Raw genomic sequence first — 13,239 nt, 5'->3', positions numbered from 1 at the left:
CAATAATATTAAAGCACCCATAAAAGGTGCCCTAATATGCGACTGTGTCTGTAAGCCGGGTTTTGTCGTGAACAGCCATCTATCTTGGCAGACCGTTACCGAATCTGCTCGATGCCACCTCCTAAGGACACGCCGAGCAAGCGTATAATGTCCTACCACGGTGTTGCTTCAAATAGGGTTTACACGGCAGAGCAGTCTCCTGCCCTCCGGTGAGCTCTTACCTCACCTTTCCATCCTTACCATATAATGGCGGTAATTTTCTGTTGCACTATCCCTGGAGTCGCCTCCGGCGGCCGTTAGCCGTTATTATTGCTCTGTGAAGCCCGGACTTTCCTCGCACAGTACCTTTCGGCAGCTGCTCGCAGCTGTTCAACACACTCGCATATTTATTTTATACCTTTTTTGTACAAAAGTCAAATGAATTTTGTGATTTTTACTTGATATAACGGCTTTTTAGGGGTATAATGAGAGGGAATTAATTATAAGGAGTTACCGATATGGATATCAGAAAAGAATCACTCAAAAAACACTATGAGTGGAACGGTAAGATTGAAGTTGTTTCAAGAGTTCCGATTAACTCGGCTGAAGACCTCTCTCTTGCCTATACTCCGGGTGTTGCAGAACCGTGTCTTGAAATTCAGAAGGACTATGACAAGTCTTTTGAACTCACAAGAAGAAACAACCTTGTTGCCGTTGTAACCGACGGTACAGCTGTTCTCGGTCTTGGTGACATAGGTCCTGAGGCAGGTATGCCTGTTATGGAGGGCAAATGTGCGCTTTTTAAGGAATTCGGCGATGTTGACGCATTTCCCATTTGCGTAAGAAGTAAGGATGTTGACGAAATTGTAAACGCAATTTACCTTATCAGCGGTTCATTCGGCGGAATCAATCTTGAGGATATTGCCGCTCCGAGATGCTTTGAAATTGAAAAGAAGCTCAAAGAGAAGTGTGATATTCCGATTTTCCACGATGACCAGCACGGTACTGCCGTTATTGTTGCCGCAGGTCTTATCAACTCACTCAAGCTTGTTCACAAGAAGCTTGACGAAATCAAGGTTGTTATGAACGGTGCAGGTGCGGCAGGTATTGCAATTGCAAAGCACCTTCTTAATATGGGTGTAAAGGACATTACGCTTTGCGACAGTAAGGGCATTATCTGCAAGGGTGATCCGAGACTTAACGCTGTTAAACAGGAAATGGCTGAAATTACTAACCTTTCTCACCTTGAGGGCTCGCTTGCAGATGCAATGAAGGGTGCTGATGTATTCCTCGGAATTTCTGCCGCAGGTTGCGTAAGCGAAGAAATGGTTAAGTCAATGGCTAAGGATCCTATCCTTTTTGCTATGGCTAATCCGACTCCCGAGATTATGCCTGACATTGCTAAAAAGGCAGGTGCGGCTGTAGTCGGTACAGGCAGAAGTGACTTTCCTAACCAGATTAACAATGTACTCGCTTTTCCGGGTATTTTCAGAGGTGCTCTCGACTGCCGTGCAAGCGATATTAACGAAGAAATGAAAGTTGCCGCATCTTTTGCAATTGCTTCACTCGTGAGCGATGAAGAGCTTAATGCAGATTATATTCTTCCCGAGGCATTTGACAAGAGAATCGGCAAAACTGTTGCTGAGGCTGTTAAGAAGGCCGCTGTTGAGACAGGCGTTGCAAGAATCTGATAAGATTTGCAAATAAATATTTTAAGAGAAAGAAAAAGAGGAAAACAATGAAAAAGACAGTTACTTTATTGGTACTGATTTCAATGCTGTTCTCCACTGTTTTTCTGTTCACCGGATGCGGTGATTCATCGGTTAAGGAAATTAAGACTGCCGATGATATCAAAGGAGCATCCGTAGGTGTTCAGACAGGTACAACAGGCGATACTTTTGTATCTGACTATGAGGCTGACGGCACCAAGGTTATGCGTTACAGCAAGGGTGCCGACGCTATCGTAGCTCTTACACAGAATAAAATCGACTGTGTTGTAATTGACAGTGAACCGGCAAAGGAATTTGTAAAAGCAAATGCAGGACTAAAAATTCTTGATGAACCTTTTGCGGAAGAGCAGTATGCAATCTGCATTTCAAAGGAGAATCATGAACTCACCGAAAAAATCGACAAAGCTCTTGCAGAGCTTAAAGACGAGGGCGTTCTGGACAAAATCAAAAGCTATTACATAGAGGGTAATACCGATACTGTACCCTACGAATCACCTAAGGATATCAAGTATGACGGTGAACTTCATATGGCTACGAACGCTGCTTTTCCACCGTATGAATATGTTGAAGGCGGTAAAATTGTCGGTCTTGATCCGATGATGGCTACAGCAATCTGTGACAAGCTCGGTAAAAAACTTGTTATTGATGATATGGAATTTGATTCTGTTATCACTGCTGTTCAGACCGGCAAAGACGATTTCGGTATGGCTGGTATGACCGACACACCGGAAAGAAGAAAAAATATCGACTTTTCGACTTCATATGCAAACACAACTCAGGTTATTATCGTAAACGACAGTGCATCTGGCAGTTTGTTCGGCAATCTCGGTGAAAGCTTTAAAAACACATTCATCACAGATAACAGATGGCAGCAGCTTTTAAGCGGTTTGCTTGTAACCCTTGAAATCACATTGTTTGCAGGTATTATCGGTGTTATTATCGGTTTTGTCATTGCTCTTGTAAGAGCGACTCACGATATTCAGCTTGACAAGAGAAAATGCAGGAGCTTCGGTGATTGTGTTCTGAAATTCTTTAATGCGATTTGCAATATCTACATTACTGTTATCAGAGGCACACCTGTTGTAGTTCAGTTGATGATTATGTATTACATTATTCTTGCATCTGTAAGAAACGGTATCTTTGCCGCAATCATTGCATTTGGTATGAACTCTGCCGCTTATGTTGCAGAAATTGTTCGTTCGGGTATTATGGCTGTTGACATCGGTCAGACTGAGGCAAGCCGTTCACTCGGTTTTAACAACAGACAGACAATGACAATGGTCGTTCTTCCACAGGCAATTAAAAATGTTCTTCCTGCACTCGGCAATGAAATTATTACACTTCTCAAAGAAACCTCGGTTGCAGGTTATGTTGCACTTGCAGATATCACATATATTGGTAATATGATTCGTTCAAGAACTTACGAGGCATTCTTCCCGCTTATTACGGTTGCATTGATTTACCTTGTAATTGTACTTGTGCTTTCGTACATCCTCAGAAGATTTGAAAGGAGATTGAAAAAGAGTGAAAGATAACGCATTAATCTCCGTAAGAGGACTTGAAAAATCATTCGGTAAGGATATTCAGGTTCTTAAAGGTATTGATATTGACATTTTTAAAGGCGATGTAGTTGTTGTTCTCGGTCCTTCAGGATCGGGTAAATCAACTTTTCTCCGTTGCCTTAACAGACTTGAAGAACCGACAGGCGGTCACATTTTCTTTGAGGGTACCGATATTACGGATCCTAAGGTTAATATAAATGTTCACCGTCAAAAAATGGGAATGGTGTTCCAGCAGTTTAACCTTTTCCCCCACAAGACTGTTATTGACAACCTTACAATGGCTCCTGTCAAGCTTCTTGGCAAGAGCAAAGATGAGGCTAAAAAAGACGCTATGGATCTTTTGGAGCGTGTAGGACTTGCCGAAAAGGCAAACGCATATCCGAACCAGCTTTCAGGCGGTCAGAAACAGCGTATTGCAATTGTAAGAGCGCTTGCGATGAATCCCGATGTTCTCCTTTTTGACGAGCCGACATCTGCACTTGACCCCGAAATGGTCGGCGAAGTTCTTGATGTTATGAAAGAGCTTGCCAAGGCAGGTATGACAATGGTTGTTGTTACTCACGAAATCGGCTTTGCAAAGGAAGTTGCAACCGATGTTGTATTTATTGACGACGGTGTTATCAAAGAAAAGAACAATCCGCAGGAGTTCTTCAATAATCCGCAGGACGACCGTTTAAAGGAATTTTTATCAAAGGTTCTTTAATTTTAAACAAAAATCAGAGGATTTCAGTTTTCGCTGAAAGCCTCTTTTTGATTACTTGAGACCGCCGAGAATTTTGTGTAAAAGTGAATAGTAAGCTTCCTTTCAAGCAATAATGTAAATAGAAAAATTAAAGCTTGAAAGGAAGTTTTTTTATGGCAAAAGCACCGTCAGAAAAGTGAAAGAACGTCGAATGATGAATGTGGCAAAAAGTCGAAAAATTACAGAAACGGCTACTCGAAAAAGACGGTAAAAACGCAGATGGGCGAGCTTGAAATCAAAGTTCCGAGGGATAGAAACGGCGAATATGAACCCAAAATAATCGGTAAATATAATCGCAATGCAGACGGTATGGAAGAGAAAATTCTCTCGCTCTATGCCTGCGGAATGAGCCAGCGAGACATTGCAGAACAAATCAAAAATCTGTATGATGTAGAAATCTCTCCCGAGCTTGTCAGCAAGATAAGTGAGAAGATTATGCCCGATGTGACTGCTTGGCAAAATCGACCTCTTGAAGCAGTATATCCGTTCGTTTTTATGGATGCAATTTATTACAAGGTCAAGGAAAATCATCAGTATATCACGAAGGCTACATATGTAGTTCTGGGCATCAATCTTGATGGGCAGAAAGATATTCTCGGCATATGGATTGGCGAAAATGAGAGCAGTAAATTCTGGCTGAATATGTTGAACGAGCTCAAAACTCGTGGAATTAAAGATGTATTTCTGTTCTGCGTGGACGGATTAATGGGCTTCAAGCGAGTTATTGCAATTATATATTAAGTGTGATAGAATTTAATTGTAAGCCAATTATGTTTTGTGGTACATAATTTTGGTTGCATATTTTAATTGAGGAGGAAACATGATGAAAAAGGCAGTGAAAAAAATAATCTCTCTATTACTCATTACTATCCTGGTGTTCTCAGCCTTACCAATAACAGTAAGTGCAGCAGAAACATCGACTGATATTCCTGAGTATGTGGATTATCAGGCTGGAAGATATTCTAAACAGTTTAATATGATTTTCGGAGACGGTTCGGATTCTTTTGCAAACACATATTATAAAACTATGAAAAATAACGAATCAGTAATTTCCGGAGTAGCCATATGGGAAGCGGCACATATTGTTACCTCACCCTCATATGTTCTTGATAGTGGTTTAATATCAAAAAAAGATATGTACAAATTAGCAATTTTTGATATGCTTGATATTACGGAATCAAATACATTTGCATCAAATTTAGCTAATGTTTTGCAAGATGAACGATTGTCATATATTGTATCGGTAACTAAGACTGTGTGTGATCCACAAGATATAAAAGTCAGTGAACTTAAAAATTTTGAAGTAACAGGAGAGTACATAAATTTTCTTGAAGAGGGCGCAAAAACTGCTAAAGCGTTAGATGTTGCAGGTAATGTCCAGAAAATCGTCGATGTATGTGATAATTTGTATGAAGCTGTTAATACTATAGCGACTTACCAAACTATCAGTAATATGAAAAACGGTTATGCTGAAATACTCGAAGCAATAGCGAAAGATGATAAAAATCCTTGGGATCTTAGAGAAGCTGCAAATGATTGTGTAGTTTATACAAATGAAAGTTTTGATACTACACTTTCAAGACTTATCAATAATCCAGAATTATTTATTAATCCTACAATAGAATCAGTACTTAAACTTTCAGTTGATTATCTTTGGGATAAAATCAAATCAGTAATACCCGGCGGAACAGTTGTGTTGGCGGCTGCATCCGGTATGCGGGTTCTGTCAAATGCTGTTTTCAAAATGGATGATACATGTCGCACATATTATGAATTGGAAACAGATGTTAATTTGGAGAATGCCGTAAGACGTGTTATGGATAATTCAAAATATGATTTTACACAAAATAAAAGCAGAGACAATGCTACGTCATACATGCAAGCGGTAAATATGTATAAAAGAGTTGTTTTACAGGGCTATGACTATGTAATAAATATGTTAGAAGTAAAAGCTTCTGCGCCGGCAACTCAATGGTTTGATTGGTTTAATCACGATTATTCCGAATGTATTAAGCTGATTGATGATATTGGAAACAGTAAAGAAACAAAGAAACACCTATATGACCAGTTTGAAGAATGGGTTCTTGATGATTATAACAAACTTTATCAAAGTGATTATAACAAAACTATAAACGCTTTTAATAATCAACAAACATTACATGCATCTTCTGTTTCTCTCTCTCAAATAAAAGAAATACATTCAGGTGACAATGGATATATCTATGATTATATTAAGAAAACCTGCCAGCCTGAAAATTCAACAGAATATAAAAAATGCTTTTTCACCGCAGATAATAAGGATATTTTTACAATAGATAAGCTAGGTTCTTTTGTTGCCGAAGCACCGGGTCAGGTTACACTTACTTATGATGAAGGCGGTGCACTGGAAACCTCAATCACAATTACTATCGGTGAATCATCTGAAGAAGAACCATATGATTATTTAAGTGATTTTGAGTACAGTGTAGATATTAATAAAAGGGTAACTATTACCGGCTATAACGGCACAAGGAGTAACTTGATTATTCCCAGAGAAATTAAAGGATATAGCGTAACAAGTATAGATAACGATGCATTTAGAGGTTGCACAAGCCTTACAAGCATTACAATTCCAAACAGCGTGACGAGCATAGGCTTCTCTGCATTTTTCGGTTGCTCAAATCTTTCAAAGATAGTGATTCCTGATAGCGTAACAGATATTGGTTATGATGCCTTTGATGATACTTCATGGTATAATAATCAACCAAATGGTGTAATTTATGCTGGGCAGGTCGTATATAAGTATAAGGGAGAAATGCCTGAAAATACTGCAATTATTTTAAATGAAGGCACAAAAATCATTAATGGATATGTGTTTCGTGATTGCATGAACCTTACAAGCATAACTATCCCTAACAGTGTAACTGAAATTGGTATTAGTACATTTGAGAATTGCACTAACCTTGAATACATGACAATGCCTAATAGCGTAACATCTATTGGAAGTAGCGCATTTTACGGTTGCTCAAGCCTTACAAGCATAAATATTCCAGGCGGTGTTACGAGAATTTGGTCTGATGCATTTGAAGGTTGCTCAAGCCTTACAAGCATAAATATTTCAGACGGTGTTACAGAGATTGATAGTGATGCATTTAAAGGTTGCTCAAGCCTTACAAGTATAACAATTCCAGATAGTGTAACGAGCATTGGGTATGATGCATTTGAAGATTGCTCAAGCCTTACAAGTATAAATATCCCCGACGGTGTTACAGAGCTTTATGGTAGCGTATTTGACCATTGCTCAAGCCTTACAAGTATAACAATTCCAGATAGTGTAACGAGCATTGGGTATGATGCATTTAGATGTTGCTCAAGCCTAAAAAACATAAATATCCCTAACAGTGTTACGAGCATTGGAGACAGTGCATTTTACGGTTGTTCAAGCCTTACAAGTATAAATATCCCCGACGGTGTAACGAGTATCGGTAATTGGACATTTGAAGATTGCTCAAGCCTTACAAGTATAACAATTCCAGATAGTGTAACGAGCATTGGTTTCCGTGCATTTGAAGGTTGCTCAAGCCTTACAAGTATAACAATTCCAGATAGTGTAACAAGTATAGATAACGATGCATTTAGAGGTTGTACAAGCCTTACAAGCATTACAATTCCAAACAGCGTAACGAGCATTGGGGATGGTGCATTTAGATGTTGCTCAAGCCTAACAAGCATAAATATTCCTGACGGTGTTACGAGCATTGGAAGTAGCGCATTTGAAGGTTGCTCAAGCCTAACAAGCATAAATATCCCCGACGGTGTTACGAGCATTGGAAGTAGCGCATTTGAAGGTTGCTCAAGCCTAACAAGCATAAATATCCCCGACGGTGTAACGAGTATTGGTAATGGGACATTTGACCATTGCTCAAGCCTTACAAGCATAAATATCCCCGACATTGTTAAGAGCATTGGGGATGGTGCATTTAGATGTTGTTCAAGCCTAACAAGTATAAATATTCCTGATGGTATAACGAGCATTGGGGATGATGCATTTAGATTTTGCTCAAGCCTTACAAGCATAAATATTCCTGATGGTGTAACGAGCATTGGCAACGATGCATTTTCTTATTGTAATAGCCTAACAAGCATAAATATCCCCGACGGTGTAACGAGCATTGGGGATGATGCATTTACCGCTTGTGAAAGTCTTACAAGCATAAATATTCCTGACGGTGTAACGAGTATTGGCAACGATGCGTTTTCCTATTGCTATAATCTTTCAGATGTATTCTATTCAAACAGCGACACTGAGTGGAGCAATATATCGATTGGTTCAGATAACGACTATTTAGCATCAGCTAATATTCATTACAATACATCAAGCGATGATTATTTTGAAACCTCAAGAACAGAAGCTGATTGTACAACTGACGGTGTGATTGAATACAAATGCCCCCACGGTTACACCAAAACAGAAAAAATTCCTGCTTATGGACATAATTTTATTAACGGTATATGTTCCCGTTGCGGTAAAGACGAATTAGAGTGTATTGAATCGGCTCATCCGTATGAGGATAATTGCGATGAATCTTGGACAATAAATAAACCGGGAGCCAAAAGTGTTTCCATTACATTTTCATCACAGACAGAGGTTGAAAATGGATATGATTATATCAAAATCTATGACGGAAAAGACAACCTGATAGGTTCATATACCGGCACCGCACTTGCATCACAGTGCATTACCGTTACCGGCGATACTGTTATAATAAGATTGACATCAGATTCTTCAAATTCATACTATGGCTTTTCGATTGATAGTATTGACTATGTAGCGGAACCCAATGCATTGAGTGTAGGCGATGTAAACGGTGATGGTGAAATAACTATTTTGGATGCAACCTGCATTCAAAAGTATATTGCTCAGCTTGAAGATTTTACCGATAAGCAAAAAGAAGTTGCTGATGTAAACGGTGATGGGACTATAAGCGTTATGGACTCAACACAGATTCAGAAATATATTGTACAATTAATAGATACGCTTGGATAATATGTTACAAGGCACTGTATAAAAAACAGCCTAAAAAATCCGAGATTCACAGAAAAAGTGAGTCTCGGATTACTTTTTGTGTAAAAGTTTATGATTTATGGAAAACTTAGTGAATTTGGCGTCACAGAAGATTGTCGAGCGTTGGACGGTAAGGTGTTGAAATTGGGACGTGGTATTAAACCGGCTTTCAATAATGTTTGAGAGGTAAATTTCTGTTTAATTTGCCTCTTAGAATAGAATTTCCTGTCCACTCATGTTATTCACGCTTAGGCGTGCAATAACATTGGGCGGACAGGAATAAACGCAAACACGGAGCTAACAAAACAGTCTGATTGCAATGCAATCCACAATTGATTTATTGCTTGAAGGATTATTATTTACACAGAATTTTATGGGGTGCCAATTACTTATTTATTTGATTACCGTAAATATATTCTTTGGCTTTTAATATGAGTATTGATTTTTTGTTTGGAACATTTGCATCTACTACAAGCATTAGCAGATAATCGAGAATATTTCCGACATCTCTTCCCTCTTTTACGCCAAGGTTTAAAACATCTTTGCCGTTGATATCAAGCTGACTCAGCTTAAAACATTCGTTATCTTTGATTATTTCATTAAGATGTGTTTTAGCATTTTTAAGATATCCGAGCTTTTCTTCTCGCTGATATTCAGACTGGGCAGATATATCGGCGTATTCGACCTCTAACAACTGCTTTGTAAGGTCTGTACCGAGTACATTCATAACCTTTTTCATAAGCTTTTTACTGCCGTTAAAACGGACATCATGATATTCAATAAGCAGAAGAGTTTTGTTAATAAAATCAGACGGTAATCTTAGTCTGTGCAGAATTCTGTCTGCAATTTTTTTACCTTCAAGCTGATGTCCCTGAAAATGTGATTGACCGCTGTTGTCTGTGGTTTTAACAGAAGGCTTGCCGATGTCATGCAGGAGCATTGTCATACGAAGTATGGGATTCGGCTCAATTGTACCGAGTGCAGTCAGTGTATGTTGCCACAAATCATACGAATGATGAATGTTGTTCTGATTGAAATTGAACATAACCGTAATTTCAGGGATAATAACAGCAATAGTTTCTCGGTAAGCGTCAAGAATTTTTACGGCATCCTTACCGCAGATGAGCTTTAGAAATTCCGAAATCACACGCTCTGTTGCAATGTTTTTCAGCAAGTCTGCATTTTTAAATATAGACTTTGATGTGTTCTCTTCAATTGAAAATCCGTAAACAGAGGCAAAGCGTAATGCCCGCAAGATTCGCAGAGCATCCTCGTTAAAGCGTGTATCGGGATTTCCGACACAACGGATAATTTTATCTTTAAGGTCATTTTTACCGCCGTATGGATCGACAAGACCGTATTCAGCGTTATATGCCATTGCATTTACCGTAAAGTCACGGCGTTGCAAATCTTCGTTTATGTTTCGTGTAAAGCTTACGCTGTCCGGATGACGGTTATCGGAATAATCACCGTCAATACGGTAGGTTGTGATTTCATAGACTTCACCGCCGCATACAACGGAAATTGTGCCGTGTTTGATACCTGTATCAAAAGTATGATAAGCCTCAAAGCATTTTTTTGTCTGCTCAGGCAAAGCGTTTGTACAAATATCTGTATCATGCGGAGTCAATCCGAGAAGATAATCACGAACACAACCGCCCACTATAAAAGCCTCATAGCCTTGATTATTCAGTTGTCTGATTAATTTTTCAGCGTTTTTGTTTATTTGCATTTCTTTTTGCAGTCAGTTTAAGATGACTTTCCTTTTTGAATTTTTCTATATAGTGCTGTGCTATATTGTAGAATATATTAAATACAACAAATGTGCCTACAGCAAAGATTACTAGCAATACGATGTTTTCAAATGTAAGCGGTGCAAGTGAGAACAATCCGCCGAAGAAAATTGAACCGATTATTATTCCTGCGGAACATCCGATGACCATAACGGCTCTGAGCGGATTGAACGGGATTGATAATCTGATTACAAGCAGCATACATGAAAATGCAGTAAGATATACGCAGAGAGTTGAAAACTGTGCCTGCGGCATATCTGTCATATACTTTAAAATTGCGAGTAATATTGTATCTGCCGAAATACAAAAAGCTGTTGGGAGTGATCTTGCTATTATATTTACGGTGAAATTACCTTTTACTATATCTTTATTCGGTTGAAGTGCGAGAACAAATGATGGCAGTCCAACTGTTAATGCACCGACAAGCGTAAGCTGTATCGGTTCAAAGGGATATCCTGTGCGGAAGAATATGAAGAAAATTGAGAGTATAACCGAATAAATCGTCTTAACAAGATAGAGTGCAGAGCTTCGTTCAAGGTTATTGATTGTTCGTCTGCCCTCTGCCACAACGCTTGGCATTGCGCCAAAGTCATTATTGACAAGTACAAGCTGTGACACATTTCGTGCAGCATCACTGCCCGATGCCATAGCTACGGAGCAATCCGCCTCTTTGAGTGCGAGAACATCATTTACGCCGTCACCTGTCATAGCAACCGAATGTCCGTGCTTTTTAAGGGCAACCACAAGCTTTTTCTTTTGAGCCGGAGTTACTCTGCCAAACACATTACAACGCTCTGCCGCATCTTCAAGCTCTTTATCTGTTGTTACGGTTGACATATCGATTGCATTTTCTGCACCCTCAATTCCTGTGTCAAGCGCAATATTTTTAACAGTTTTAACGCTGTCGCCTGAAATTACCTTTAAGGTGACACCCTGTTCCTTAAAATATTTTACCGTTTCATTTACATTATCACGAAGTTTATCCTTGATAAGAATGAGTGCAAGCGGTTTTAAATCATCAGGCAATGAGTCTTTGTCCGGTTCACTATCGCTTTCGGCAAGAACAAGGATTCTGACGGTTTGATTTATCTTTTCAATCTCAGAATACACCTCGGAATACTTTTCCCTGCTTTTTAAAATACATTCAGTCGCACCGACTATGTAGGTCTTGCCGTTTTCAAATGTACCGCCCGACCATTTTGTTTCGGACGAAAAATCGCAGAATTTACTGCACTCATACGGTGAAACGGAATCCGAATAGTCACGCAGTGCATACAAAGTTGCATTCAGTTCATCGGACGCTTTTACAATTGAAGAAAGAGCTTTCTTGATTTTATTTTCATCAGCCCCAAACGGAATGACACCTGTTACCGTCATTTCGTCTGTTGTAAGCGTTCCCGTTTTATCAAGACAAAGCACATCAACTCTTGCAAGTGTTTCAATGCAATACATCTCTTGTACAAGAACCTTTTTAGATGAAAGCCTGATAATTGATACTGCAAGAACAGAGCTTGTAAGAAGAATCATTCCCTTTGGAATCATACCGACAAGCGACGCAACAGTGCTGATTACAGCAGACTGCAATGTTGCATCGGGCAGGGTGAATTGTCGAATAAAAAATGCAATGCCAATCGGGAAAAGTACAAATGTACAGATTTTGATAATGAAATTGAATGACTCCATAATCTGAGAATTTACTTTTTTAATATATTTTGCTTCGTTATTTATCTTAGCGGCATAGCAATCGGCTCCGACCTTTACAGCCTGAGCATAGCATTTTCCTGCCGCAATAAAACTGCCCGAGAGCAGTTCATCTCCGACATTTTTTTCAATGAGATTTGATTCTCCTGTAAGCAAACTTTCGTTGACTCTGCAGTTGCCGTCGCATACAATGCAGTCGGCAGGAATCTGGCTTCCTCTTGAAAGCACAAGAATATCGTCAAGAACAATCTCATCTTTACTTATTTCTGCAATTTTACCGTTTCTGAGAACATTGATTTTTTTCTCAGACAAAATAGTCAGCTTGTCAACGCTTATTTTGGAACGAATTTCCTGAACTATACCTATAATTATATTTGCGATAACAACGCCGATAAAAAGCATATTCTTGTGTGAACCCACAAAAATCAATGCCGCAAGCAAAATTACATTTATAAGATTGAAAAGCGTAAAAATGTTGTCACAAAATATTCTTTTGATTGATTTGGTTTTAATATTAGTTGAAATATTTACCTTTCCTTCATCTATACGCTTTTGAACTTCGGAATCGGTAAGACCGACAAGGTTAGAATTTGTGTTTTCCATATATACCTCATAATAAGAAAATGATATAATTTCAGAAAATAATTTACAATGCACGGCTGTTTATCGCATTTTCGGAAAATCCTCT

6 protein-coding genes, 1 other RNA gene and 1 pseudogene are annotated in these 13,239 nt (G+C 38.9%); 5 read left to right on the top strand and 3 right to left on the bottom strand.

The genetic code is table 11. From position 1 onward, the window contains the following. Nucleotides 1-35 precede the first annotated feature (35 nt). Nucleotides 36-381: RNase P RNA component class A (gene rnpB / locus AC2HW8_RS08640), an RNA gene on the bottom strand. 116 nt (nt 382-497) lie between these two features. Between rnpB and AC2HW8_RS08635 the strand changes: the two genes are divergently transcribed. The 5 genes and pseudogenes from AC2HW8_RS08635 (at nt 498) to AC2HW8_RS08615 (ending at nt 9,039) form a co-directional block, all read left to right on the top strand. Beyond that, nucleotides 498-1,670: an NAD(P)-dependent malic enzyme gene (locus tag AC2HW8_RS08635; protein WP_021883031.1), complete on the top strand. Its 1,173-nt coding sequence runs from the start codon at nt 498-500 to the stop codon at nt 1,668-1,670. A 47-nt stretch (nt 1,671-1,717) separates the two neighbouring features. Beyond that, the gene (locus AC2HW8_RS08630) at nt 1,718-3,244 is read left to right on the top strand and encodes an ABC transporter substrate-binding protein/permease (protein ID WP_046432073.1); all 1,527 of its coding nucleotides are present in this window, start codon (nt 1,718-1,720) and stop codon (nt 3,242-3,244) included. Further along, entirely contained in the window at nt 3,234-3,974 is a 741-nt protein-coding gene (locus AC2HW8_RS08625) for an amino acid ABC transporter ATP-binding protein (protein ID WP_021883029.1), read from the top strand. Before AC2HW8_RS08630 ends, AC2HW8_RS08625 begins: the two co-directional genes overlap by 11 nt. Before the next feature lie 192 nt (nt 3,975-4,166). Next, nucleotides 4,167-4,751: pseudogene (locus AC2HW8_RS08620) on the top strand (IS256 family transposase); the annotation flags it as partial. A gap of 82 nt (nt 4,752-4,833) precedes the next feature. Beyond that, the gene (locus AC2HW8_RS08615) at nt 4,834-9,039 is read left to right on the top strand and encodes a leucine-rich repeat protein (protein ID WP_484327423.1); all 4,206 of its coding nucleotides are present in this window, start codon (nt 4,834-4,836) and stop codon (nt 9,037-9,039) included. A gap of 403 nt (nt 9,040-9,442) precedes the next feature. Here AC2HW8_RS08615 and AC2HW8_RS08610 read toward each other — a convergent pair whose 3' ends face one another. After that, entirely contained in the window at nt 9,443-10,789 is a 1,347-nt protein-coding gene (locus AC2HW8_RS08610) for a CCA tRNA nucleotidyltransferase (RefSeq protein WP_484327422.1), read from the bottom strand. Next, on the bottom strand, nt 10,767-13,154 hold the full coding sequence (locus tag AC2HW8_RS08605; protein ID WP_484327421.1) for an HAD-IC family P-type ATPase: 2,388 nt from the start codon (nt 13,152-13,154) through the stop codon (nt 10,767-10,769). Before AC2HW8_RS08605 ends, AC2HW8_RS08610 begins: the two co-directional genes overlap by 23 nt. Nucleotides 13,155-13,239: the final 85 nt, after the last annotated feature.

This window comes from Ruminococcoides sp., from assembly GCF_057037865.1.
This window is presented reverse-complemented; position numbering and strand designations above follow the sequence as displayed.